This is a genomic window from Streptococcus criceti HS-6 (assembly GCF_000187975.2).
In the GTDB taxonomy this organism is placed as follows: domain Bacteria; phylum Bacillota; class Bacilli; order Lactobacillales; family Streptococcaceae; genus Streptococcus; species Streptococcus criceti.
Map to the genome: position 1 here is coordinate 1,009,385 of NZ_AEUV02000002.1, position 23,667 is coordinate 1,033,051.

Annotated in this window: 24 protein-coding genes and 1 pseudogene; 21 read left to right on the forward strand and 4 right to left on the reverse strand. The window is 41.8% G+C overall.

What is annotated here, in order from left to right:
- The first annotated feature begins 5 nt into the window (after nucleotides 1-5).
- The 9 genes from STRCR_RS04870 (at nucleotide 6) to STRCR_RS04915 (ending at nucleotide 11,157) form a co-directional block, all read left to right on the forward strand.
- A complete protein-coding gene (locus STRCR_RS04870; RefSeq protein WP_004227170.1) occupies nucleotides 6-746 on the forward strand; it encodes a lysophospholipid acyltransferase family protein in 741 nt (246 codons plus the stop codon).
- Nucleotides 747-1,240: 494 nt separating this feature from the next.
- Complete coding sequence (locus STRCR_RS04875) at nucleotides 1,241-1,891, forward strand: helix-hairpin-helix domain-containing protein (RefSeq protein ID WP_004227766.1); 651 nt, start codon at nucleotides 1,241-1,243, stop codon at nucleotides 1,889-1,891.
- Nucleotides 1,888-4,119 (forward strand): DNA internalization-related competence protein ComEC/Rec2, encoded by a 2,232-nt coding sequence (locus STRCR_RS04880; protein WP_004228684.1) that lies wholly within the window; start codon nucleotides 1,888-1,890, stop codon nucleotides 4,117-4,119. Before STRCR_RS04875 ends, STRCR_RS04880 begins: the two co-directional genes overlap by 4 nt.
- A 139-nt stretch (nucleotides 4,120-4,258) precedes the next feature.
- Complete coding sequence (locus STRCR_RS04885; protein ID WP_004230044.1) at nucleotides 4,259-5,164, forward strand: DUF805 domain-containing protein; 906 nt, start codon at nucleotides 4,259-4,261, stop codon at nucleotides 5,162-5,164.
- Between the two features lie 541 nt (nucleotides 5,165-5,705).
- Complete coding sequence (locus STRCR_RS11335; protein ID WP_004227583.1) at nucleotides 5,706-6,389, forward strand: DUF805 domain-containing protein; 684 nt, start codon at nucleotides 5,706-5,708, stop codon at nucleotides 6,387-6,389.
- Nucleotides 6,390-6,488: 99 nt separating this feature from the next.
- Complete coding sequence (gene holA / locus STRCR_RS04895) at nucleotides 6,489-7,529, forward strand: DNA polymerase III subunit delta (protein WP_004228518.1); 1,041 nt, start codon at nucleotides 6,489-6,491, stop codon at nucleotides 7,527-7,529.
- 170 nt (nucleotides 7,530-7,699) lie between these two features.
- Entirely contained in the window at nucleotides 7,700-8,308 is a 609-nt protein-coding gene (gene sodA, locus STRCR_RS04900) for a superoxide dismutase SodA (protein ID WP_004229293.1), read from the forward strand.
- A gap of 704 nt (nucleotides 8,309-9,012) precedes the next feature.
- Nucleotides 9,013-10,059, forward strand: a complete 1,047-nt coding sequence (locus STRCR_RS04910) for a serine hydrolase (RefSeq protein WP_004229723.1) — start codon at nucleotides 9,013-9,015, stop codon at nucleotides 10,057-10,059.
- Between the two features lie 270 nt (nucleotides 10,060-10,329).
- Nucleotides 10,330-11,157: a hypothetical protein gene (locus tag STRCR_RS04915; RefSeq protein WP_004228655.1), complete on the forward strand. Its 828-nt coding sequence runs from the start codon at nucleotides 10,330-10,332 to the stop codon at nucleotides 11,155-11,157.
- 475 nt (nucleotides 11,158-11,632) lie between these two features.
- Here STRCR_RS04915 and queA read toward each other — a convergent pair whose 3' ends face one another.
- Nucleotides 11,633-12,661 carry a tRNA preQ1(34) S-adenosylmethionine ribosyltransferase-isomerase QueA gene (queA, locus tag STRCR_RS04920; protein WP_004225678.1) on the reverse strand — a complete coding sequence of 343 codons (1,029 nt, stop codon included), beginning with the start codon at nucleotides 12,659-12,661 and terminating at the stop codon, nucleotides 11,633-11,635.
- 122 nt (nucleotides 12,662-12,783) lie between these two features.
- Here queA and nagB point away from each other — a divergent pair, with 122 nt between their 5' ends.
- Complete coding sequence (gene nagB / locus STRCR_RS04925) at nucleotides 12,784-13,485, forward strand: glucosamine-6-phosphate deaminase (RefSeq protein ID WP_004225866.1); 702 nt, start codon at nucleotides 12,784-12,786, stop codon at nucleotides 13,483-13,485.
- Nucleotides 13,486-13,633: 148 nt separating this feature from the next.
- Nucleotides 13,634-14,350 (forward strand): pseudouridine synthase, encoded by a 717-nt coding sequence (locus tag STRCR_RS04930; protein ID WP_004227694.1) that lies wholly within the window; start codon nucleotides 13,634-13,636, stop codon nucleotides 14,348-14,350.
- 5 nt (nucleotides 14,351-14,355) lie between these two features.
- Here the strand turns inward: STRCR_RS04930 and STRCR_RS04935 are convergent, their stop codons facing one another.
- Nucleotides 14,356-14,718, reverse strand: coding sequence for a GyrI-like domain-containing protein (locus STRCR_RS04935; RefSeq protein WP_004229227.1), 363 nt, complete (start codon nucleotides 14,716-14,718; stop codon nucleotides 14,356-14,358).
- A gap of 189 nt (nucleotides 14,719-14,907) precedes the next feature.
- Here STRCR_RS04935 and STRCR_RS04940 point away from each other — a divergent pair.
- From STRCR_RS04940 to STRCR_RS04975, 8 genes and pseudogenes are all read left to right on the forward strand, one after another.
- Nucleotides 14,908-15,347: pseudogene (locus tag STRCR_RS04940) on the forward strand (GNAT family N-acetyltransferase).
- 339 nt (nucleotides 15,348-15,686) lie between these two features.
- Nucleotides 15,687-16,505 (forward strand): oxidoreductase, encoded by an 819-nt coding sequence (locus STRCR_RS04945; protein WP_004227659.1) that lies wholly within the window; start codon nucleotides 15,687-15,689, stop codon nucleotides 16,503-16,505.
- A gap of 26 nt (nucleotides 16,506-16,531) precedes the next feature.
- Nucleotides 16,532-17,518, forward strand: a complete 987-nt coding sequence (locus tag STRCR_RS04950; RefSeq protein ID WP_004229920.1) for an AraC family transcriptional regulator — start codon at nucleotides 16,532-16,534, stop codon at nucleotides 17,516-17,518.
- Nucleotides 17,518-18,030, forward strand: a complete 513-nt coding sequence (locus tag STRCR_RS04955; protein WP_004225460.1) for an HXXEE domain-containing protein — start codon at nucleotides 17,518-17,520, stop codon at nucleotides 18,028-18,030. Before STRCR_RS04950 ends, STRCR_RS04955 begins: the two co-directional genes overlap by 1 nt.
- Before the next feature lie 72 nt (nucleotides 18,031-18,102).
- On the forward strand, nucleotides 18,103-18,561 hold the full coding sequence (locus tag STRCR_RS04960; protein WP_004228967.1) for a LytTR family DNA-binding domain-containing protein: 459 nt from the start codon (nucleotides 18,103-18,105) through the stop codon (nucleotides 18,559-18,561).
- On the forward strand, nucleotides 18,558-18,935 hold the full coding sequence (locus STRCR_RS04965) for a hypothetical protein (RefSeq protein ID WP_004229801.1): 378 nt from the start codon (nucleotides 18,558-18,560) through the stop codon (nucleotides 18,933-18,935). Before STRCR_RS04960 ends, STRCR_RS04965 begins: the two co-directional genes overlap by 4 nt.
- A 123-nt stretch (nucleotides 18,936-19,058) precedes the next feature.
- Complete coding sequence (locus STRCR_RS04970) at nucleotides 19,059-19,910, forward strand: CPBP family intramembrane glutamic endopeptidase (protein WP_004228094.1); 852 nt, start codon at nucleotides 19,059-19,061, stop codon at nucleotides 19,908-19,910.
- A complete protein-coding gene (locus STRCR_RS04975; RefSeq protein WP_004227024.1) occupies nucleotides 19,907-20,866 on the forward strand; it encodes a ketopantoate reductase family protein in 960 nt (319 codons plus the stop codon). The genes STRCR_RS04970 and STRCR_RS04975 overlap by 4 nt, the downstream gene beginning before the upstream one ends.
- A gap of 24 nt (nucleotides 20,867-20,890) precedes the next feature.
- Here STRCR_RS04975 and STRCR_RS04980 read toward each other — a convergent pair whose 3' ends face one another.
- Both STRCR_RS04980 and STRCR_RS04985 read right to left on the reverse strand, forming a co-directional pair.
- Nucleotides 20,891-21,277 (reverse strand): hypothetical protein, encoded by a 387-nt coding sequence (locus STRCR_RS04980; protein WP_004225977.1) that lies wholly within the window; start codon nucleotides 21,275-21,277, stop codon nucleotides 20,891-20,893.
- Nucleotides 21,270-21,872: a TetR/AcrR family transcriptional regulator gene (locus STRCR_RS04985; protein ID WP_004229712.1), complete on the reverse strand. Its 603-nt coding sequence runs from the start codon at nucleotides 21,870-21,872 to the stop codon at nucleotides 21,270-21,272. The genes STRCR_RS04980 and STRCR_RS04985 overlap by 8 nt, the downstream gene beginning before the upstream one ends.
- Nucleotides 21,873-22,048: 176 nt before the next feature.
- Between STRCR_RS04985 and STRCR_RS04990 the strand changes: the two genes are divergently transcribed.
- Entirely contained in the window at nucleotides 22,049-22,540 is a 492-nt protein-coding gene (locus STRCR_RS04990; protein ID WP_004228670.1) for a YkgJ family cysteine cluster protein, read from the forward strand.
- Nucleotides 22,541-22,659: 119 nt separating this feature from the next.
- Nucleotides 22,660-23,643, forward strand: coding sequence for a competence protein CoiA (locus STRCR_RS04995; protein ID WP_004226759.1), 984 nt, complete (start codon nucleotides 22,660-22,662; stop codon nucleotides 23,641-23,643).
- Nucleotides 23,644-23,667: the final 24 nt, after the last annotated feature.

Below are 23,667 nucleotides of genomic sequence, written 5' to 3' on the forward strand. Positions count from 1 at the left end.
CATTCATGTTTTATGCTTATTTACGCTGGTTGGTTTCATTCCTAGTTTGGGTAGTCAATGGTAATGCCCATTATCATAATCGGGAAAATCTCCTAGATACCAAGGAAAACTATATTTTAGTTGCCCCTCACAGGACTTGGTGGGATCCTATCTATCTAGCTTTTGCTACTAAACCTAAGCAATTCATTTTTATGGCTAAGAAGGAGCTTTTTAACAATCGTATCTTTGGCTGGTGGATTCGGATGTGCGGTTCGTTCCCAATTGACCGAGACAATCCTAGTCAGGAAGCCATCAAGTATCCTGTCAGGATGTTGAAGAAGAGCCATCGCTCTTTAATTATGTTTCCAAGCGGAAGCCGCCATTCAACAGATGTTAAGGGCGGTGTGGCAGTCATCGCCAAGATGGCTAAGGTAAAGATTCAGCCGGTTGTCTACGGTGGTCCAAGAAAATTTTCTGGTCTCCTAAAAGGAGAAAGGATTGACATGAACTTTGGCCAAGCGATTGATGTGTCGGATATCAAACGTCTCAATGATGAAGGCATAGAGAGGGTTGCTAAACGAGTTCATACTGCCTTTGATCAGTTAGATGAACAAAATGAAGCCTATAATAATCATAAAAAGCTCAATCCGCTGACCTATATTTATCGGGTCCCACTAGGTATTATTGCCCTGATTCTGGTTCTTTTGACCATGGCTTTCAGTTATGTGGCCAGCTTTGTTTGGACACCAGAAAAGCATCTTAAATAAGCTTTGTATGAGGAGCTAATGGGGTTCAATGACTTGGTTTATAGTAATTATTTTGTAAAGGCTGGAAAAAGTATTCCAGCCTTCTATTTTTTGCAGTAATAACAGTTTGACGCAGTGGTTGGGAGTAAGACTTGTTGGCTAGGCCAAAAAGTCTTCCCCCTGCACAAGTTCATTAGGTGCTAAAGCACCAATGAAACACTGCTGATTGGAGGTCCTGATCTGAGACGTTGTTCCATTTTCAGGCGGCCCCCTTAAACAGTCCACTGGACTGTTTAACTACCACGCAATTATTAGCGGCTATCCTAACCAACTGTGCGGAGGTGGGACAACGAAGTCTATTTTATATAAAAAATTGACTTCTGTCCCACTCTCGTTTTTTATTTTCGGATAAATAGGTAAGAGGTTTTATGAAAGCAGAAACAATTTATCTATTAGCTGTTCTTGTCTTGTTAGGAATGATTTTGTTACTGGCTATTATTTAGCGGGGGAAGTCTATGATTGAAGATTGGATTGAAAAAATTAAAGAAAATAAATTGGTGGTGGGGCTTGTTGTCATGGTGCTGATTCTTAGTTTAGCACTGTTTGCTAGTTTGGCTCATTCAAAATCGACCAGAAGTCAATCGGACTTTCCTCAAATTTCCAAGACTAGCCAGGCCAGTAGAAGCAATTCATCATTATCGACGGCTGAAAAGTCAGCTACTATTGTGGTTGATGTCAAAGGAGCAGTTAAAAATGAAGGGGTTTATGAGTTGCCAGCTGGTAGTCGAGTGACTGATGCTATTCAGAAGGCTGGTGGTTTTGCTGCTAATGCTAATAAGAAATCGGTTAATCTGGCTCAAAAGTTGGAAGACCAAGCTGTGGTTTACGTAGCTGCTAATGGTGAAGCTGTTGATGAAGTCATTGACACTAATTCCTCATCTGGCACTCAGGCAGGGGCATCAGACAGCAGTAAAGCCAAGGTTAATCTTAATACAGCCAGTAAGGAAGAGCTCCAAACCCTTTCAGGAATTGGAGAGAAGCGGGCTCAAGATATTATTGATTATCGAGAAGAGCATGGTGGCTTTAAGTCTGTTGAAGAGTTAAAAAATATCTCTGGCATCGGTGATAAGACCTACGAAAAAATTGCTCCCGAGGTGACTGTATGACTAAGTATGCCCCAATCAAGCCAATTTACTTGGCTTTTTTGCTAGTTTTGCTAACCTATTTCATTTATTCTTACTACTGGTTGGTCGGAGTGATTTTAACTTTTACGCTCTTTCAGCTCTGGCGTCACCATGGCTTAAAAATAGGTATTCAGGTCTCACTGATATTATTAGTGTTTGGTCTGGTCTTTTCTGCTTACCAAGCTAAGGGAAATGATGATGACAGGTCTACTCCGAGTCAGCTCCAAGAATTAAGAATGATTCCTGATACCATCTCTGTTAATGGTGATCAGCTCAGTTTTCGGGCCAGAAGTCAAGGACGAACCTACCAGGTTTTTTACCGCCTGAAAACACCGGAAGAAAAGCAGTTTTACCAAAATGTGACAGTGGAACTTGATGTGATGGTCTCAGCTAAATTAATACGGGCTCAACCACAGCGAAATTTCCACGGTTTTAACTATCGGGTCTATCTCAAACACGAGCGAATCTATCGACTGGTAGCTATTGACAAAATCAAGTCCTTGGAACCAGCTAAGCGACTTTCCTTACTTGATCGCCTGCATATTCTAAGACGGCAGGCTCTGGTTAATTGCCAGCAGAACTTTCCGAGTCCTATGAACCACTACATGACTGGGCTCCTTTTTGGATATCTGGGAAAGGATTTTTCTGAGATGAGAGATATCTACACTGGCCTTGGTATTATTCATCTCTTTGCTCTATCGGGCATGCAGGTTGATTTTTTTATTGGATTTTACCGAAAATTTCTCTTACGCTTAGGAGTGAGACGAGACTGGGTAGATATCCTTCAAGTTCCCTTTTCTATCTTTTATGCAGGAATGACAGGTTATGCCCCATCAGTTCTTAGGAGTTTACTTCAGTCTTTCTGGAGAAATTTGGGCTTGCAGCGATTGGATAATCTAGCTTTTAGTGTGTTTAGTATGTTTTTACTGAGGCCAAATTTTCTGCTGACAACCGGCGGTCTGCTTAGCTTTGTCTACGCTTTTATTCTAGCTGTCGTAGATTTTAAAGGCTTAAGTAGACGTACAGCTGCGTTAGCCAAAGGGGTGAGCTTGGCTTTAGGGGCTTTTCCTATACTTGCCTATTTATTTGGTGTTTTCCAGCCACTATCTATTGTATTAACCTTCATTTTTTCGCTTATTTTTGATTATCTTATCCTACCTTTTTTGAGCTTAGCCTTTTTGCTAACTCCTTTACTCAAGCTGACTTGGGCGAATCCTGTTTTTATTTTGCTTGAGAAGACGGTCGTCTGGACTCATAATTTTATTGGCCGATCGCCTGTCTGCGGCAGTCCTAGCTTGGCCATATTATTGACTATGCTGGTCTTATTGGCTTTTCTCTATGACTATTGGATGCATAAGAAGATTCGCTGCCTGCTCATTGTGCTTTTCTTGATTCTAGTCTGTCTGGTTAAGCATCCTTTGACCAATGAGGTGACCGTTCTTGATATTGGTCAGGGGGACAGTATTTTTTTGAGAGATAGTTGGGGAAAGACAATTTTAATCGATACGGGTGGTCGAGTAACCTTCGGGCAGGAAGAGGCTTGGCAAAAGGGAAATGAGGATAGTAATGCCGATAGGACGGTCGTTCCTTACCTCAAGAGCCGCGGCGTGGGGAAGATAGATCAGCTGGTCCTAACGCATACTGACACCGATCATATTGGTGACTTGGAAACTGTAGCTCGACACTTTAAAATTGGTGAGGTTTTGGTTAGTCGGGGAAGTTTGACCAGGCCTTCCTTTGTCAGGAGGCTCAAGACACTGAAAGTCAAGGTGAGAACGGTGGAAGCAGGAGACAATTTAGCCATTATGGGCAGTTGGCTTCATGTCCTCTATCCTAAAACGATCGGTGATGGTGGCAATAATGACTCTCTAGTCCTCTATGGCCATTTGCTAAATAAGAATTTTCTCTTTACTGGAGATCTTGAGAAAGAAGGGGAGGAAGATTTATTACGAACCTATCCTGACCTCCGTGTTGACATTCTAAAGGCTGGTCACCATGGTTCTAAGGGGTCATCCAGTCCAGATTTTTTAATGGGGATAAAACCAGAGACAGCCTTGATTTCGGCAGGAAAAAATAATCGTTATGGCCATCCTAATAAGGAAACTTTAGAGCGCTTTAGGGCTCAGAATATGGCTGTTTATCGGACAGATCAAGTAGGGGCAATTTCCTATCGTGGGTTGTGGGAGTGGCATCTTGAAACTGTCCGCTAATTGTGAAGGTGGGTGAAATATCGCCGTTAAGGCCTGTTAACCTAAACTTTATCCCAGATTTAAACGATCTTGTTAAGTTTGTGTTTCAGCCTAAAATGTGCTATTCTAATAAATACCAAATTTATTTAGGAGATTGCTCATGTTTACAGCTTATGCAAATTTTTGGAAACACTATATTGATTTTAAAGGACGCACCAAACGTTCAGAGTTTTGGTGGCCTTTTCTCTTTAATAACTTGATTCGACTAGCTTTTTATTTGATTGTCTTGGTTGATTTGATCATTCCTTTCGGTCAGCGCATGAGGCTGATGGAAGACAGTGCCCTTTCAACCGACGGCCTTTCTATTTGGACAGATATTTCACCTCTGATGGTGACTATCCTTATCTTGTGGGGACTGTTTGAATTAGCTATTTTGGTGCCAAGTCTGTCTATCGGTGTCCGTCGTCTGCGTGATGCAGCTTTCCATTGGGCCTTTATCTTTATGTATGGAGCAGCCTTGCTTCTCAACTCTATTCCATGGGTCGGCTGGTTCTTAGCGGCAGCCCTGCTGATTGCGAGCATTGTTCTCTGGGCCTTTCCGAGCCGTGAACCAAAGCCAAAGGCGAATGTTCTTTACGCTCCTCTTGGCAATCAATTTACAACAGCTCCTCAGCAATCAGCTGTCCCTCAACAAATGGCTGGTTTTCAACAGCCTAATCCAGCTATGATTCAAGCACAGCAGGCTTCGGCTACCCCTCAGCAGTCTGGTTTTATGAACTCACAAGTTTCTCAGCAGGGGCCAGCTGTTCCGCAAGGACAAATGCCGACTTCGTCTCAACCAGCTGTGGGGCAAGGGACTGTTCATCCGCAATTTTCTAATGTTCCGCAGCAAGGGATGCCTGTCAATGGTCAAGCCGCAGGTGGCCAGCAAACCGCTCCAAATCAAGGACAGGTAGCACCGCAAGGACAGGTTTTCCCACAAGGGCAAGTTGCTAATCCGGTGAATCCACAACCCAATCCATCTCCTCAAGACGGTCAAGTTCCTCCTGAGCAAAACAATAAATAGAATTTCTTAGGGAGTGGGATCAACCCTAAAATTGAAAATTTGAGTTCGTATCCTCCCCCCGTACAGCTCAAAGGTTTGAGGTGGGGACCCTTTGAGGTTGGAAATAAGATGAACGATGGTCATCACATTTGTTTAGGCTTTCCGTTTTGACCTTGTGGCCAAAGGAAAACCAGCCAGCAGTGGGTTTATTAAGGCTGGGGAAAAAGTATTCCAGCCTTCTTTTTTGCAGTAATAACAGTTTGACGCAAGTGGTTAATTGGAGGTCCTAAACCCTTATCTCCACAATTGTTAGCGGCTATCTTAGTCAACTGTGTGGAGGTGGGATGACGAAGTCGATTGATATAAAAAATTGACTTCTGTCCCACTCTCTAATGGACTGTGCGGGGGCAAGACTTCTTGGCCTAGCCAATAAGTCCTGCTTCCAATCACTGCGCTAAGAGCTTATTTCAAAAGAGGAATACTAATACTGGGCAAGCTTTTGTTCAGCCTCAGCCTCTTTCTACTAGGGTAAAATAACTGTAATTTATTAAAGGAGTCTATTATGATAGAAGCGTATAAAAATTATTGGAAACAGTATGCTGATTTTACGGGTCGCACCGATCGTCCAGGCTTTTGGTGGCCTGCCTTGATGAACTTTATTATTTCATCTATTTTTAGCTTGAACTTTATTCTTCTCGTTGTGATTGTCGGCTTAGGAATGGTCGCAGAATATGATAGTACAGGTGACGTCACTTCTAGTGCTGTTGGCTTAGGAATCTTAGGAATTTTCATGTGGGTGATTGCTGTGATTTGGGTCCTTGTAAATTTTGTTCCAAACCTTGCAATTATTATTCGTCGTTTGCGTGATGCTGGCTATGACTGGCCTTGGATTTTCCTTGCCTTTGTTCCTATTGGGAATATTGTCCTTTTAGTTTTTCTTTGCCAGCCAACCAAGGCGCCAATGTTTACCAATTATCAAGGTTATTATAACCAAACTGGCTCTAACAATGGTTATCAGCAAGGCTTTCCAGGGCAAAACCCAAGCGGCCAACAGCCGATGAATCAAGGCCAAGCAGGTTTTACTAATCAGCAGATGCCTGGTCAAGTCCCTCAACAACCGGTGCAAGGAGCAGCTGTTCAGCAGCCGGTTCAAACAGCCTTTTCAGAAAGCGCAGCTGCTCCTGTTCAGGAGTCAAATTCAGCAGTTGGTTCCGAATCAAATTACACCGGAAGTCCCTTCCAATAGATAGAAGGTAAATTCGTCAGCAGTTAGGAGGAAATTTCTAACTGTTTTTTTATACTTTTTATTTAAAGAGCCAAACGGCTTTTATGGTACAATGACTATATGATTGCAATTGAAGAAGCTGATGCTTTAATCAAGGAAAAACTTCCTTTGATTACGCTAGTAACGGGTGATGACTTGGGGCAGTACAGCCAGCTCAAGCAACTCTTTTTAGAACGGATTGGTTTTGACCCCAGTGATTTGACCTATTCTTATTTTGATTTTTCAGAAAATAACTTTGCTGATGCTCAGATGGATTTAGAAAGTCTGCCTTTTTTCTCAGATGAGAAGGTGGTGATTTTTGATAATCTTTTGGATTTGACAACAGCCAAAAAGTCTTACTTAGATGATAAGGAAGCTAAGAGTTTGGAAGCCTACCTGACCAATCCAGTAGAAACAACGCGGCTGGTTATCTTTGCACCCGGAAAATTGGATGGAAAACGTCGACTGGTTAAGTTAGTTAAGCGGGAGGCTAAGATTTTTGAAGCGAGTCAGCTCAAGGAAGCCGAACTGCGAACGCATTTTCAAAAGCTAGCTCATCAAGCAGGATTGGTTTTTGCCAAGGGGGCTTTTGATCAACTCTTGATTAAGTCTAATTTTGATTTCAGCGAAATTCAGAAAAATCTAGCTTTCCTTAAGGCTTATAAAGCTGGTGGTCAGGTTGATCAGATTGATATTGACCAAGCCATTCCTAAAAGCTTGCAGGATAATCTCTTTGATTTGACCCAATATATTTTACAGGGGAAGATTGATCAGGCCCGTGATTTGGTTAGGGATTTGCGTCTACAGGGTGAAGATGAGATTAAACTGATTGCCATTATGTTGGGGCAATTTCGTCTCTTTACCCAAGTTAAAATTCTCGCTCAGGCTGGCAAGAATGAATCAGCCATGGTCGCCCAGTTATCGGATCTCTTAGGGCGGAAAATCAATCCCTACCAAGTTAAATTTGCCCTTAGGGATAGCCGTCCTCTAGCTTTATCATTCTTGAAAGAAGTCATGACAGTCTTGATCAATACAGATTACCAAATCAAGCAGGGAAGGCTAGATAAGGCCTATCTCTTTGATGTGGCCCTTTTGAAAATTGCTAGTTCTAGGCAGAAATAAGGCTGGATGGGCCTATTTAGCAGCAGATAATTCAACAATACTAACTAGTAATCAAAATCCTTGAAAACCCTATCCCTTTCCTTTACAATGTAAGTGTTTAAGGACTTTTGTTCCTTCTTCCTTGCCCTGTTTTAGGGGCAAGCTCTATTAACAGAAAAGAGGTAACCTTTATGGCTATTATATTACCTGAACTTCCTTACGCTTACGATGCTTTGGAACCTTATATTGATGCTGAAACTATGACCCTTCACCACGATAAACATCATGCGACCTATGTAGCTAATGCTAATGCAGCTCTGGAAAAGCACCCTGAAATCGGAGAAGATCTTGAAGAACTCTTGTCAGATGTGGAAAAGATTCCTGCTGATATTCGCCAAGCCTTGATTAACAATGGTGGCGGCCATCTCAACCACACTCTCTTCTGGGAACTCCTGTCACCGGAAAAGACTCAAATTACCAAGGAAGTGGCAGCTGCTATTGAACAAGCCTTTGGTTCGTTCGAAGCCTTCAAAGCTGATTTTACAGCAGCTGCAACTGGTCGCTTCGGTTCAGGCTGGGCTTGGTTGGTTGTCAATAAGGAAGGAAAACTTGAAGTGACTTCAACAGCCAATCAAGATACTCCTATCATGGATGGTAAAAAGCCAATCTTGGCTTTGGATGTTTGGGAACATGCTTACTACCTAAGCTATCGCAATGTTCGTCCTAATTACATCAAAGCCTTCTTTGAAATCATCAACTGGGGCAAGGTAGCAGAACTTTATGCTGCCGCTACAAAATAATTGAGGTTATAGAAAAAAATTGCCTTAGGCTATCCTTCGTTTGGAGGGTGGCCTTTTAGCTTGATCGCACTTATTTTGCTAATAGTGTCAGACGACTCATCATCAGTGGCTATTAATCTAAAAACTTGTATTTACATTTTTTTGACAGTTAGCCTTATGTGGTAGGGACGCAAGCGACTTCCTAACGGAGTTTCATTGCTCATTTTCAAGCCTAGGGTCTTGAAAATCCCCTCGACTATTGACTTAAATAGGGCCAATCGTCTTTTTACCACGGAGGCAACTATCTGTTTTGAGAGTGGGACAGAAGGCGATTTTTTATATCAATTGACTTCGTTGTTCCACCTCCGCACAGTTGATTAGGATGGCCGCTAACACTTGCGGAGTTGTTAAACAGTCCAGTGGACTGTTTAAGGGGGTGCCTGAAAATGGGACTGCACCCCAAGATAAGGACTTCCAATCAACAGTGGTTCATTGGTGCTAAAGCACCTAATGAACTGTGCAGGGGAAAGACTAAGTCGGCAGAGCCAACAAGTCTTTCTCCCAACTCCTGCGTCAAACTGTTATTTAGAAGGCTGGAATACTTTTTTCCCAGACTTTTTCCAGTTGATGCTAAGAATTTAAACTTGTGAATACAATTTCTAAAAAATTTTGGATAGTGCTTGCAAAAAATCAATTTTCCCTTAAAATAATAGTGAGGAGAAACTATGTCAAAAAGAATTACGGTTGTTTTAGCGATCATTCTTGCAATTGTCCTAGGTATCCTAGGCAGTTTTTATTTGCAGCAAGGACAGAAGGAAACCCAAGAGCAGAAGCATCACCAGACGAGAGATTCGAGGCAGGCTAAGAAGAGTCCTCAGGAGTTGGTGACTCCAAGAAACAAGTCAGCTGAAGAGAAACAGGCAGTCATGGAGGCGGATAGTGAGCGGATGAATTCGTTGGGGCTATACTATGACTATGCCAATATGAGTCTTAACGACACCGTTAATGCCTTTCTAGCTGAGCAAGGGATTGATCAGTCTCAGGTAGCCTTTTCTTATAGGAATACAAGAACCAATGAGACTTTTTCCATGAACGATGCCGAATTGATGACAGCAGGTTCAACCTATAAGCTACCACTCAATATGTTGGTCGTTGATGGGGTTGCTGAAGGAAAATTTACCTATGATCAAGAAGTTGATATCACAAATCTGGACTATGAGTATCAAGGAGAGCACGATGCTTATGTTAATAATTATGGCGGTAGCATGACTATCCCTGAGATGCAGTATGGCTCTTTAGTCGTTTCAGAAAACACTCCTGCCTATGGCTTGGCCAGCTTACTAGGCGGTATGGAAAATGCCTACAGTCAATATACCCGCTATGGTAAATCCACTAATCCTGATGTGCCAGCCTTTCAATACGAAGGCAATAAAACAACCAGTTCTTATTACCTTCAGCTTTTGGACTATTTGTTTAAATATCAGGATAAGTATAAAGATTTGTTGGATTATCTTGGCCAATCCTTCCCAGATGAATATTATAAGACTTATTTGCCAGATGATTTGACTATCTACCAAAAGCCAGGTTATGTTCGTGAAGCCATCAATGTTGATGCCATCGTTATGGAAGATAGCCCTTACTTGATTGCCATTTACACCCGTTATTTGGGGGGGTCAACCGAGAGTAGCTCAGAAATTAATGGTGCCGGTTATAATCAGTTAGCTATGCTGACCTATGTCATCAATGAATGGCATCGGGTCAATATGAATTGAAATCTCCCATCTTGCTTAAGTTAGGGGGACATAGAGAAACTGCTCTTGGCTAATCTTGTGGCAAGTCTAGTAGAAAAGGTAAGCTTACTTTGTCCCTCAGAGTTTTTTCAACTTAGGAAAGATTGTGATATAATAGAGGCAATTTTGAAGTTTCACTAGCCATAGATATGAGCTATTTTAAGACGAGTAATGGATTCTGGTTTTGTTTTCAGGCAATTCAGAAACCCAAGGCAATATTTTAGTTTTAATTGTTAAGAAAAAGGAGAAGTTATGCTGACATCATACCGTGACGGTCAAATAGACGATATTAAGAATAGAATGTACACCTACTTAACTGTAGTGCGCAATTGGTTCTTACTTTTCTTGCTGCTATTTGTAGCGTCTGTGATTTATTGGTTCTTGAACCCCAAGAATATTATGGGGGCGGCCTTTAGTTTGGCAAGTTTTTTACCTCTCTTGGCTTTGGCTGTTCAATATGTGCGGGAAAACAATATTTATCGTCGCGATTCTTTAAAAATTTTGACCGAGGATCTTGCCTTGGACAAGTATGAAGATATGCTGAGCTATGAATCGCAAGCTGCTCTCAAGACTAATTGGGATCGTACCATTATCCGTCAGGCAGAATTGGCTTTTTTACGAGGCAACTTTAATAAGTCGGCTGAATTTATCGAAATGGTCAATCCTGTGAAAACTCAGTTATCTCCTAAGGAACGGACACCGCTCCTGCTAACCTATTATGTTGTTGATTTTGCCAACAAGGTTTTTGGCAAAGAAGACTATGATCTAGAGGCTAGTTTGGCAGCTATCCATAATTTGGTCGTACAAAATGATATGGAACAGGTGCAAAAACGTTATAGCCAGCAACTTCTTCCGTTAATTGAAGCTGTTGTCTGTAAAGGAGAAGCTTTGGAAGACCTTGAGGACATACAAGCTAGCAATAAATTGGAAGAAGTCCTGCGTGACTACTTCTTAGCTGAAAATGCTCGCTTAGCTGGGGATAAGGCCCTAGCTAAGAAGCTCTTTAAGCATGTATCACAAGCAGAGAGTTCTCTCTTTATGGTTGAAAAAGCTAAGGGAAGTCTGAAAAAGATGAAATAAAAAAGGCCTTGAGAGGTCTTTTTAAATGCTCTTGAAAATACGGAAACGCAGGCTGGTCCAAGTCTAGCGGTTTTGTTCCTTCGGATGCAAATACGAGAGACTTTTCGTCTACTCTCTATACCCTCTGCACAGTTCATTAAGTGCTTTAGCACCAATGAGCCACTGTTGGCTGGTTTTTTGTCATAAGGCTAAAGCGGAAAATCTAAACGAATGCGATAGCAATCGTTCATTTTATTTCCAAGCTCAAAAGGTTCCACAGACTTTTTGAGCTGTGCGGGGGTGGGTTAAAAAGGTTTGGAAGGCTTTTGTAATCGGGAAATGAAGCTGGCAAAGCAAGTGTCAAAAACGGTCTGGGAAGAGAGTTTCAGGTCACCACTTAGAAGTTAAGAAGTGGTGAGAGCAAAAATGTTCAATTTTTGGGTTGATTCCACTCCCTTTTCTAAATTTTTAAATCGTTTGATCGCATTTTGCTAACTTATTTGACAAACATAGCATCACCGAAGCTAAAAAAGCGGTAGTGCTTATCAACGGCGTGTTTATAGGCCTCGAGGACAAATTCTCGTCCGGCAAAGGCTGAGACCAACATAACAAGGGTCGATTTTGGTAGGTGGAAATTCGTTGAGAAAGCATCGACAATCTTAAACTCGTAACCGGGCTTGATAAAGATATTGGTCCAGCCAGAATCAGCTTGGATATCTCCACTAAACTTATTACCGATAGTTTCCAAGGTCCGGATGGAGGTAGTCCCGACAGCAACGATGCGACCGCCGGAAGCCTTGACCTGACGCAGAGTCTGTGCAGCTTCTTCGGAGAGCTGGTAAAATTCTGAGTGCATCTCATGGTCTTCAATATTATTGACAGAGACAGGTCGGAAGGTGCCCAGACCAACATGGAGAGTCAGGTAGACCAGTTTCACCCCCTTGGCTTCAATTTTTTCTAGCAGTTCTTGGGTAAAGTGCAGGCCGGCTGTTGGAGCAGCAGCGGAGCCATTTTCCTTGGCATAGACCGTTTGGTAGCGCTCTTGATCTTCGAGTTTTTCATGAATATAGGGCGGCAGGGGCATTTCGCCAAGACTTTCGAGAACCTCTAGGAAAATTCCGTCATAGTGAAATTCAACAATACGACCACCATGGTCCAGTTCTTGGACAATAGTAGCAGTCAAGCGGCCATCGCCAAAGCTGATTTCGGTCCCGACATGCAGGCGCTTAGCTGGTCTTGCCAGGACTTCCCATTGGTCATCCTGAGTATTTTTCAGAAGGAGAAATTCCACATGTCCATGGGTCTCAGACTTCTCCCCGTGAAGACGGGCGGGCAGGACCCGCGTGTTGTTCATAACTAGGGCATCGCCAGGGTTTAGCTCATCGAGAATGTGATCAAAATGGCTATCCACCATGGTGTGGTTTTTGTGATCGATGACTAGGAGTTTAGAACTATCACGCTTTTCCAAGGGTGTTTGGGCAATCAGTTCCTCAGGTAAATGAAAATCAAAATCTTGTGTATTCACTTTTTTCCTCTTTATCTTGTTTAATACTGACCTATTATATCACAAAATAGCTTGACAAAAATTGGTCTATACCATATAATGAAGATAATAATCGGTATAGACCAAAGTAGGAGGTAGTCAGCATGAAAATTATCACCGTAAAAAATCAAACAGACGGAGCAAACTGTGCCCTAGATATCTTGCGAGAAAAACTGTCTCAGGGGGCTAAAACTTTGGGCCTAGCGACAGGGAGTTCACCAGAGGCTTTCTACAAAGCGTTAGCTGCCAGTGACCTTGACCTATCACAGGTGACCTCTATTAATTTGGATGAGTATGTTGGCCTGCCGAAAGAAAATCCTCAGTCCTACCATTACTTTATGGAAGAGCATCTGTTTCGGTATAAGTCAGTTAAGGAGCATTTTCTACCTGACGGTCAGGCAGTTGATTTGCATCAGGCTGCGCGTGACTATGATGACACGATTGCGCAGTATGGCATAGATTTCCAGATTTTGGGAATTGGCCGCAATGGGCATATCGGATTTAATGAGCCGGGCACTGATTTTTCTAGCGGGACCCATGTGGTTGATTTGACTCCAAGCACCATCGAAGCCAACAGTCGCTTCTTTGACAAGAAAGAAGATGTACCGACTCAGGCCTTATCTATGGGAATTGCCTCTATTATGTCGGCTAAGTCTATTGTCCTCTTTGCCTATGGTAAAGAAAAAGCCCAAGCTATTGCTGGTATGGTCCAAGGACCAGTTATGCAAAGTCTGCCAGCCAGCGTTTTACAGAAACATCCGGATGTTACCATCATTTTGGATCAAGAAGCTGCCAGTAGGTTGTAAGACAAAAGTAAGAGGATGAGGATAAAAGTCCAATGTCATTAAGTTAAGGGCACTCTTCCCTTAAATAACCAACTGGAAATCGAGAAATGCTCCCTTTAACGTCCAGTTGGTTATTTTTATCCCACTCCCTTTGTGCTACAATAACTGTATGCGATTAGACAAACTATTAGGTCAGGCTGGGTTTGGCTCTAGGAATCAAGTTAAAAAACTGATTCGCAGTCTACAGGTACGCGTGGATGGCCAGTTAGCGCGTTCTGACCGACTCAATGTCGATCCAAATCTGCAAACCATCACAGTATCTGGCAAGCAGATTAGCTCTTCTCCTGATGTCTATTATATCCTCAACAAACCTAGTGGTGTAGTTTCCGCAGTCACTGACACTGAGCATCAGACGGTGATTGACTTAATTGCTTCAAAAGACAAAAAAGAGGGACTCTATCCCGTTGGTCGCTTGGATCGCGACACGGAAGGGTTGGTTCTTATCACCAACAATGGTCCCCTAGGATTTCGCCTACTCCACCCCAAGCATCACGTGGACAAAACCTATTATGTTGAGGTTAACAATGAGCTTGGTGCCGATGCACCTGCTTTTTTTGACAATGGCATAGCTTTTTTAGATGGTAAGGTTTGTAAGCCAGCTAAGTTAGAGATTATCAGCTCTAGTTCAGAAATCAGCAGAGCTTATGTCACCATTTCAGAAGGCAAATTTCATCAGGTCAAGAAAATGTTTCTAGCCTATGGTGTCAAAGTGACTTACCTCAAACGTATCTCTTTTGGACCCTTTGAAATGGGCGATTTACCTGTTGGAAAGTATCGGGAGTTGACTAAAGGAGAGAAGGCAGCATTGAAAAAGTATTTGATTTAGCTGAACTACTCAATAGGCAGTAGCATTTCGCAGTAACCATTCTTCATGAGTTTATCTTGATAACGCTCGATAATAGGAGAAGAGCGTGGTTTGAGCTTAAATTGTTGAATAAGAATATTTAACTGACTGTACCAGTCGGCAATGGCTTCTGCCGTGTGTTTCAATTGAAAGACAGCGAATTTACCTTCTGGAAATTCACCATATTTTAAAGGGAACTTAGCAGAGGTTGTTGTATCATTCAGAATCAGACAAACATCGTATCGGCAATGCTCAGTACTTGTTGTTAGTGGATTATCTTGTGCAATACCAAGGATAGTAGGATTTTGAAAAAGATGTTGATTGCGAAGTTCCTGTTTAAATGTTTCCATCAACAGATGATTCTCTGTACCGTAGCTCCGACTCTTCTCATGTAAAGAATCGGTGTTTTGGATATATATTCGATTTTCAATAGTTTTACCTCGTTTTTATGATATTAAGTCAACTTGTTTGATAGTATACTGCCAGTTAAAATGATTTTCAAGTCTGATTAAAAATAGTTTTTTACGAGGAGAAAATATATGCTTATCCGCCCAATGATCTCTCAAGAATACCCACTTTTAGATGAATTTCTCTATCAGGCCATCTTTGTACCTCAAAGGGTAGAAATGCCTGATAGGAGTATTATCCAGTTGCAGAGCTGCAGCTTTATGTGAAGGATTTTGGACAATCTCCCTATGATGAAGCTATGGTGGTAGAAAGCAATGGGAAAATTATTGGTGCTGTTTGGTGCTGTATCATAGGTGATTATGGTCATATTGATGATGAGACACCTTCTTTGGCGATGCCTTTATTGCCTGCTTATCGTGGACAGGGAATTGGCACAAAATTACTCAAGACTTTCTTAAAGGCTCTCAGGATGAAAGGCTATCGCCAGATTTCTTTATCTGTTCAAAAGGACAATGACGCCTGTGGTATGTATTAAAAGGCTGGTTTTCAGACGATTATTGAAAACGAGTAAGACTGCCTAATGGTATGCGAGCTAAATGATAAGTTACACCACTAGAACAGCTAAGGACAGAGCGATCCTTCTACTTTTGTGAAAGGGCAACTGTCATAGACTAAGGAAACTTTTGGACGTTTCTACTTACCTTTTGTATCTCAGTTTCCCCATCCTGCATCTTGGTTGATGCGGGATTTTTAAACGTTTTGTCAATTATAGTTGAGTGAGTTATATTACAATCATCTGGAGAGGATTACGTTTCTCCACTCTTTTTGGCATTAATTGTCATTATAATGTCGTTCATTGTTCTATACAAAAAGTGAACGATTGATTTATAATTTCGTGAAAGGAGAAAAAATGTCAAAGGTAATTTTATTAACAGGGGCTTCTTCAGGAATCGGCTATCTAGCGGCACAAGGACTGGCAAGAGCGGGACATAGGGTTTATGGTGGTGCCAGACGCTTGGACAAATTGGAAAAACTCAAGCAAGATGGTGTCCAGCCGCTTTACCTTGATCTTACCAATGAACAAACCATTAAACAGGCTCTTGCAGTGGTTATTCAAGCAGAAGGCAGGCTTGATGTCTTGATTAACAATGCTGGTTATGCTGCTTTTGGTGCGATTGAAGATGTTGCGCTTGAGGAGGCTAGAAAGCAATTTGAAGTCAATCTTTTTGGCCTAGCTCGTTTAACTCAGGAAGTTCTTCCTTATATGCGAGCTCAGAAATCGGGGCGCATTATCAATATCTCTTCAACCGGTGGCCGCATCACTACCATTATGGGTTCTTGGTATCATGCCTCTAAGTATGCCCTTGAGGCCTTATCCGATGGCCTTCGTATGGAAACAAAAACATTTGGAATTGAGACGGTGATTATTGAACCAGCCAGTATTAAAACGCCTTGGAGCCAGATTGCTGCAGAGAATTTGCGAACTTCTGCAGTTGGAGGAGCCTATGAAAAGATGGCCAAAAAGGTCTCCCAAAGTATCGAAAAAATGTATGCAGGCCGATTGATTTCTGAGCCTGGTCTTGTAGCAAGAAGGATTGTCAAAATTGTTAATGCCAAACGAGTTAAACCGCGTTACCTCGTTGGTAGGGGCGCTAAAACTATTGTTTTTCTTCATTCAATCTTACCTGCTAGAGTATTTGATTGGCTGGTCGTTAAGAGTTTGACTTGAGGTTAATATTTTTAGACAATAAGATTATGAAACTTATTATCACTAAACAATTTCAGATCTTCTTAAAAGAATTAGGAATAGATGTTAGACTGATTTTGCAGAGAGCGCAATTGCCAAACCAACTTTGGCAAGAAGAGCTGACTTATAGTGCTCAGGATTATTATCGCTTTATAGCGACCTTGGATAAGCAAATTACAGATGAAGCCCTATTAGCATTGAGCAATATTGACAATATTAAGATGTTTGTACCAGCCTTTTTTGCTGCTTTATCAAGTCCAGATGGTTTGACAGCCCTGCAGCGCTTCTCAAAATATAAAAGTTTGATTGGTCCAGTAAAAGTAGAGATTCATGAAAAAGACGATGAAGTTGCTGTAAACTATGCCTACCAGTCATCACAGTTGCCGCTTCCTCGCATGTTACTGCTGCAGGAGCAGCTGCTACTTTTAAGTATTTTACGGACAGGGACAGGGGCGTCAGTTCTTCCCCGCAGGGTCAGTTCGCCTTATGATTACGGAGCGGTTCTTGAGAATGAGGTAGGAATCCTCCCGCAAAAATCACAAAGGAACTTCTTGGTGCTATCTAAAGCAGATCTTGAAAAAACTTTCATCACTGAGAACAATGTCATGTGGTATTATTTGGAACCGAGTCTTAATCGGCAGCTAGCTCAGGAGGAAAAAAGCGGCAGCCATTTCACACAGACGCTTCAAAACGAGTTGCTGTTGGCTATCCCCAGCGGTCAGTTCTCTCTTGCTGCCGTAGCTGAGAGGCTTGGTCTCAGTGCCAGGACACTGCAGCGCCAATTAGCTGCTGAAAAAACAACGTTCAAAGAAGAAGTTCTACGTATACAAAAATCGATGGCTTTTTCTTATCTTGATTTATCTATGTCGGTTGACGAGATCGCTTATCTCGTAGGTTACTCAGAAACTTCCAGCTTTCTGCGTGCTTTTAAAAACTGGACCGGCAAAACACTCAAACAGTACAGAGAAACTAACCAATCAAAGGAGAAGAAATAATGCCCCCAACCTTGCTTGCTTTTCTTGCGCTCATGCTTTTTATGGTCCATGAGTTTGAAGAGATTATTTTAGTCTGTCCATGGATTGCGAAGAAAAAGAATGATCCAAAATTTGCTAATGAAATCTTTGTCGCTGGCAGAGTACATTATCCTTCAACAGAAACATTAGCGGCTAGCATTTTGGAGGAATTTATTTTAGCTAGCCTGATTTTGCTTGCAGGTATTCTTTTTAAATTACCAGAGTTAGTGCTGGCGATTACGCTGGGACATACTGTCCATCTTTTATCCCATATCAGTCAGGCTCTCCGATTTCGAACTTGGGTTCCTGGCAGTGTGACTGCAGTTCTCACCATGCCCTTGCTTATCTACAGTATCTTTCTGTTTTGTCTGAACAATCCGCTTCATTGGCTATTGCTGCTGGTCATAACCCCGCTTATTTTTGCAGTAATCATCGCCAACCTTGTTTTTCTGCATCGGCAGGCTGATCAGGTTGAAAAATTCCTACACTCGTAAATAATGTATTTCAGTTTCCCCATCCTGCATCTTGGTTGATGCGGGATTTTTTGATAGAAAAGCTGTGCTATAATGAAAACTATGAAATTACGAATCGAACAGGATGCCAGCTTCAAGGAGCTGGAAGTCAGTTTAAAGTATAGTGAGAAAAACAGGCTGGTTGAGCGGATTTTAACATTTTTGGAAAGTATTGATAAGCAAATTAGCTGTTATGAGAACGGAGTAGAGCATTTGGTCAACCTTTCGGATATCTACTATATTGAAAGCGTGGACAAGAAGACTTTTGTCTATTTAGCAGATGACATTTATCAAACGGATTTGAGGCTCTATCAACTGCTCCATGACATACAAAATGACGGGTTTGTTCAGATCTCTAAGAGCTGTCTGCTTAACATCAATGTCTTAGAAAGTATTCGGCCGCTTTTTAACAGCCGCATGGAAGCGACTTTGCTCAATGGTGAGAAGGTTATTGTCAATCGCCGTTATTTACAGGCTGTTAAAGAAGCCTTAAGAGGAGGTGAGCCAAAATGAAAAAATGGTTGGTTAATGTCTTTGCTACGACAGGCGTATCGTTGCTCTTATTAACTCTGGCTGCCTTGTATTTGAAGGCGGAGTGGCTCCTGCTGGTGAGTATTTTTCAGGTCTTTTTTCTTAACGGTCTCATCCAATTGCTGGTTTTATTTATACGCAGACTAGAGTGGGAATTCTTTATGCTGCAGGTGCTGGTGGAAATTGTAGCGATTGAAGGCTTGACAATGGGGATGGGCTGGCTCTTTCATTGGAATCAGCCTTGGATGTTTCTTCTTATTGGGATCGCTGTTTATATCATTTCACAAGTCTTGGATCTTTTTGATCTCAGCCAGGAAGCGCGTGAAATTAATTTATTGATTAAAAATCGTCGTTAATTAAACACGCCTACACTCCTAGAAAAAATGTTTCTTTGAATCTTTAGTGATTCATCGTTAGGTTCCCTATTTTTCTTTGGAGCGCTTAACGGCTTTTGTGTCTTAGTGTAAGGAGGATTATCTATGCTACCCAAAAAGAAAAAAATCGAGTTAGCAGTCTTGGCTATCTATCTGCTCTGCTATGGTTTGCATCTCTTTGACTATTTTATTTTACGGACCGATCAAACCTTCTGGAACGAAGCCTTTGTGCACAAACTATTGGGGATCGTGGTTATCTATGCAGTCCTCAAATTTTTTCAGCTCACTTGGCAGGAGATAGGTTTTAGGCAAGAAGGTTTCCTCAAAAACACTTGGAATGGACTGCTTTTTGGCATTGTCGTTTTTGTGATTGCTTATGGTGTGGAAATCCTCTTGCTTAGCAATCAAGGCAAGTTCCAAGGACTGGATGTCTATGTCAGCTCCTATGCTGTGGATAAGAATGTTGGCAGAGAAACTGGTTTAGTCTTCTTTCTCATCTGTTTTTTGGGTAATGTCATCAATGTGATCATGGAGGAAGGAGCTTTTCGCGGCCTGTTTCAAAAACTTTTGGAGCAGAAATACAGCTTTATAGCAGCAGCCGTCTGCTCCTCAATACTTTTTGGTCTTTGGCATTTTGTGGGACCACTGCGCAGTTGCTTTGATGGGGACATGAATTTTTCAGGTTTTATACTTAATGCGCTGATGCTGGTTGTTACCTCTGCCATGGTAGGATTTAAGTTTGCGCTCATGACTAGACTGTCAGGAAGCCTTTATATGGCTATGTCCCACCATTTTACCAATAACTTTTTAATCAATATCATTCATACCCTATCTGATACGGGGGCAGATGAGCTGATGTTTGCAAGAGTCGCCATTGCACAAATCTTATCTTTTGTTCTGGTCTTGCTTTGGTATTTACTGGCTGCAAAAAAGAGTAGAAAGGACGTTTCACAGTGAAAATTTTAGTGGTTGGTTTAGGTGTTATTGGGGCAACTCATGGCTATCTTTTTCAAAAGGCAGGTCATGAGGTCGAGCATTTGCTGCGGGATACAAGCCCTAAGCGAGGTATTAAATATTTATCCGTTGATTTATTGGATGGTAGGATAGATAGACAGGGGCAGGCTATCAAGGATACTTATCGGATTAATCCATGCAGTCAAAAGAAGTATGATTTTATTTTTGTTAGCGTGTCCAGAGGACAGGTTAAAAAAGTTATTGAAGACCTCGATCGTCTGGCTATTACGGGCAGTTTGGTTCTGGCCTGCGGTATCTGGGAGGATAGGACTAAGTTAGAGCGATGGCTGAGTCAGCGGGATTATTTGCTGGGGTACCCCGTTGCTGGTGGTAATTTGATTGGGAACCGTCTGGCCTGCTGTGTCTTTGATCACTTTATGCTGGAATCCGAGGAGAAGTCTAGGATATCTAATTATCAAGATCTGGTAAAACTCTTTAATAGCTGTCAGATTAAATTGGAATTTCCTTATGATATGTTGGAATGGATTTGGTTACACATGGCTATCAATGCCGGTGTTATCTCAGTAGCAGGCTGTTATGCAGATAGTGAAAATCCTAGTGCAGCTGCTGAAACTGTTATGAATTCTGCTAGACTACTTTCTCAGGTGATTAAAAGTATTCGTGAAACAGCTCAGATAGTGGAGAATAGGGGAGTCGATCTTAGGCACTACCGCACTGAACTGCTGCCTTATCATTTACCAATTTGGCTTTCAGCACCGCTCATGAAACGCATGTTTGCTAAAAACCTCCTGAGCCGCAAAATCATGACCTTGCACAGTAATCTGCCAGACTTGCTCTTTATCTGTCAAAAACTCTATAAGTTGGGACAAGAAAGGCAAGTCGAGGCCCCAAATTTTTATAGAGCCTTTCAAGTCTGTTTAGAGAAATGGTACAATTAAAAAACAGCTCTGAGCTAGTCTTGTTCAGAGCTGTTTATGTTTTTTGATTTCGATGCCTAGACCAATTAACCAAAGCAGGACAAAGGCGTAATTTTCCAAACAGCCGACTAGATTAGCAGTGGCTGATGGTTGTGCTAACCAACCGAGTAAGTGATTGCTGGCGAAACCAAGACCACCAATTATGGCAGAGATGGCACAGACTTTTGTAAAAAAGTAATCTTTTTTATAAAGAGCAGCTAGAAATATAGGGATCACAGCCAGATTCCAAAAAGAGATTTCTCTTTGCCAGTCAGGAGCAAGACCGAAATTAGTCTGAGAACCAAGAATCTCTGGTCTGAATAATTGCAAGAAACTGGCTCCCAGCATGGCCAGAATCATGAGGATAAAATTAAAACGAAGGAGTCTATTCATGGATTTTCCTTTCACTAAAAAGACCGTCAACCAAGCAGTTGATCATGATTTTGACTGCTCGGTCATAATGGCGGCCAAAATCACTAGAGCGACTGGCAGAAGATAGGATAATCTCAATGATTATAAGGAGATCTTCTAAGGGGACTGCTGCTGTTAATCGCAGATCCTGTAGGAGGTCTTTAATGGCTAGTTTATCTTTTTTCTGCAGGTCTTTTTGTAATTCAGGGGGCAGGCGGCGAATAGTTTTTTCAAATTCTGGTCCCGATAGATTTTGTAACCAAGGGTGAACTTTTAGTTCCTTGATAATCAGGAGGAGGATTTTCTTGAGCTTTTCTTTTTCGGTAATGTCTTTATTGGAAGTCATTCGCTGGGCTTTTTTAACCATCTTATCTTGGGTTTGGTTAATAAGGGTGACAAAAAGCATTTCCTTTGTCGGGAAAAAATGGTAAAAGGAGCCCTTGGCAATGCCAGCCTCTTGCACCAAATCGTCAATGGTGATTTTACTAGGCTGCTCTTTGTGTAATTTTCTTTCAAAAATAGTGATCAGTTTTTGTCGAATATGTTTTTGTTCTTCGGCTGAAAATTTCTTACCCATACTCTCTTATCCTTTTAAATCCTTTGTAATTTTATGACTAAATAATCAAAAATAGTCATATAGTATTTTAAGATAGTCTTCTGAAAATGTCAAGATGACTTTAATTCCTTTCAACTGACCCACCAAAGCTGAAACGGATTTGTTATAATAGAAATAAGAAAGTTGAGGCGTAAAGCATGGCAGTTGATATCGAGCATTATAAAGATCTGGCCCAGCAAAAGCAGAAGGAACACTGCAAGTTCCTAGCAAGCTTGAAGAAAAAGGCTCCTAAAAATTTAGATAAAATTGTCCAAGAGGTCCACAGCGAGGTGTTCAATGAGATTGACTGCACCCAATGTGCCAATTGCTGTCGGACTCTGGGGCCCCTTTTTACCGAGGCTGATATTCAGCGGATTTCCAAGATCTTTCGGATGAAGCTGTCGGTTTTTGAAGAAACCTACCTGCGGGTCGATGAAGATGGTGATAAGGTTTTTCAGTCTATGCCCTGTCCTTTCCTTGGTGAGGATAATCTCTGTTCCATTTATGAGATGAGGCCCAAGGCCTGTCGGGAGTTTCCCCACACTGACCGCAAGAAATTTTACCAAATTAATCATCTGACCATCAAGAATACCTTGATTTGTCCAGCTGCCTACCTTTTTGTGGAAAAACTTAGGAAGCGCTTGGGCTAGAAAAACCTGAAAAAATTGCAACAATCATCCCAGTATCGTTGGCCTTGCTAACGATGCTTTTTATGTGTCATTTTTCGAATCAATAAGTAAGGTAATTTTAGTCAAAGGGAGGTGTAATAATGCTCGTCGCTAAAGGCAATGATGGCCACTTGGTTTCTCTTTTAGAAGGACAAATTGAGGTTGGGAAAGCCCCTTTTACCTGTCCAGGTTGCGGAGCCTTAGTTCGTTTGAAAAAGGGCAAGATTAGGCGACCTTATTTTGCCCACCTTTCCCTGAAGAACTGTCAATTTTTTTGGGAAAATGAGGGTCAAGAACATTTGGGGCTCAAGTCTGAACTCTATCGCTCCTTGAAACCAGTCTGTCAGGTGCGGATTGAAGTGGTTCTGCCAGATTTACAGCAGGTGGCTGATCTCTTGGTTGAGGATAACTTGGCCTTAGAAGTTCAATGTTCGACTTTATCGAGAGAGCGTTTGAAGGAACGAACTCATGCCTATCGCTCTTATGGATTTCAAGTGCGTTGGCTTTTGGGCAAAAAGCTCTGGCTGAGAAAGTCTCTGACGGCCCTGCAAAAAGATTTCCTCTATTTTTCAGCTAATATAGGCTTTCATCTCTGGGAGCTAGATTTGGCAAAACGCTGTTTACGCCTAAAGTACCTGATTTATGAGGATTGGCATGGGCATGTTCACTATTTGATTAAAGAGTGTCCTTTTTCTGAGAACTGTTTGGACTTTCTGCGCCAGCCTTACGTCAGGCAGCCTCTAACTTCCTATAAGGTCAAGATGGATCAGCAACTTCTTAGCTACATTCAGCGCCAGCTCTACAGCAGAAATCCTAGGTGGTTGAAGCGTCAAGCGCAAGCTTATGAACGTGGGGATAATTTACTAGCCAAGTCGCTAGCAGACTACTATCCGCAAGTTCGACCTCCTAAGGGGCCTTTCTGCCAAATGAAAGGAGATTTGACGACTTTTGAGAACAATTTTCTGGCCTACTATCAGACTGCTCATAATCAGACTGTACAAGTGCTTTATCCACCAGCTTTTTATGATAAAATAGAAGGAAAATCTATGAAGGGAAATTTTGAAAAGGTGCAGGTGAAGAACTAGCTTCTTCAGCGTCAATTCAAAAGT

Coding starts and splice junctions, on each gene's coding strand:
- STRCR_RS04985 (WP_004229712.1), bottom strand. CDS start 21,872: ATGGGTAAGAAATTTTCAGCCGAAGAACAAAAACATATTCGACAAAAA.
- nagB (WP_004225866.1), top strand. CDS start 12,784: ATGAAAATTATCACCGTAAAAAATCAAACAGACGGAGCAAACTGTGCC.
- STRCR_RS04950 (WP_004229920.1), top strand. CDS start 16,532: ATGAAACTTATTATCACTAAACAATTTCAGATCTTCTTAAAAGAATTA.
- STRCR_RS11335 (WP_004227583.1), top strand. CDS start 5,706: ATGATAGAAGCGTATAAAAATTATTGGAAACAGTATGCTGATTTTACG.
- STRCR_RS04980 (WP_004225977.1), bottom strand. CDS start 21,277: ATGAATAGACTCCTTCGTTTTAATTTTATCCTCATGATTCTGGCCATG.
- STRCR_RS04935 (WP_004229227.1), bottom strand. CDS start 14,718: ATGGAAACATTTAAACAGGAACTTCGCAATCAACATCTTTTTCAAAAT.
- STRCR_RS04880 (WP_004228684.1), top strand. CDS start 1,888: ATGACTAAGTATGCCCCAATCAAGCCAATTTACTTGGCTTTTTTGCTA.
- STRCR_RS04955 (WP_004225460.1), top strand. CDS start 17,518: ATGCCCCCAACCTTGCTTGCTTTTCTTGCGCTCATGCTTTTTATGGTC.
- STRCR_RS04870 (WP_004227170.1), top strand. CDS start 6: ATGTTTTATGCTTATTTACGCTGGTTGGTTTCATTCCTAGTTTGGGTA.
- STRCR_RS04875 (WP_004227766.1), top strand. CDS start 1,241: ATGATTGAAGATTGGATTGAAAAAATTAAAGAAAATAAATTGGTGGTG.
- STRCR_RS04910 (WP_004229723.1), top strand. CDS start 9,013: ATGTCAAAAAGAATTACGGTTGTTTTAGCGATCATTCTTGCAATTGTC.
- STRCR_RS04885 (WP_004230044.1), top strand. CDS start 4,259: ATGTTTACAGCTTATGCAAATTTTTGGAAACACTATATTGATTTTAAA.
- STRCR_RS04995 (WP_004226759.1), top strand. CDS start 22,660: ATGCTCGTCGCTAAAGGCAATGATGGCCACTTGGTTTCTCTTTTAGAA.
- STRCR_RS04930 (WP_004227694.1), top strand. CDS start 13,634: ATGCGATTAGACAAACTATTAGGTCAGGCTGGGTTTGGCTCTAGGAAT.
- STRCR_RS04990 (WP_004228670.1), top strand. CDS start 22,049: ATGGCAGTTGATATCGAGCATTATAAAGATCTGGCCCAGCAAAAGCAG.
- STRCR_RS04970 (WP_004228094.1), top strand. CDS start 19,059: ATGCTACCCAAAAAGAAAAAAATCGAGTTAGCAGTCTTGGCTATCTAT.
- STRCR_RS04960 (WP_004228967.1), top strand. CDS start 18,103: ATGAAAACTATGAAATTACGAATCGAACAGGATGCCAGCTTCAAGGAG.
- holA (WP_004228518.1), top strand. CDS start 6,489: ATGATTGCAATTGAAGAAGCTGATGCTTTAATCAAGGAAAAACTTCCT.
- STRCR_RS04945 (WP_004227659.1), top strand. CDS start 15,687: ATGTCAAAGGTAATTTTATTAACAGGGGCTTCTTCAGGAATCGGCTAT.
- STRCR_RS04915 (WP_004228655.1), top strand. CDS start 10,330: ATGCTGACATCATACCGTGACGGTCAAATAGACGATATTAAGAATAGA.
- sodA (WP_004229293.1), top strand. CDS start 7,700: ATGGCTATTATATTACCTGAACTTCCTTACGCTTACGATGCTTTGGAA.
- STRCR_RS04965 (WP_004229801.1), top strand. CDS start 18,558: ATGAAAAAATGGTTGGTTAATGTCTTTGCTACGACAGGCGTATCGTTG.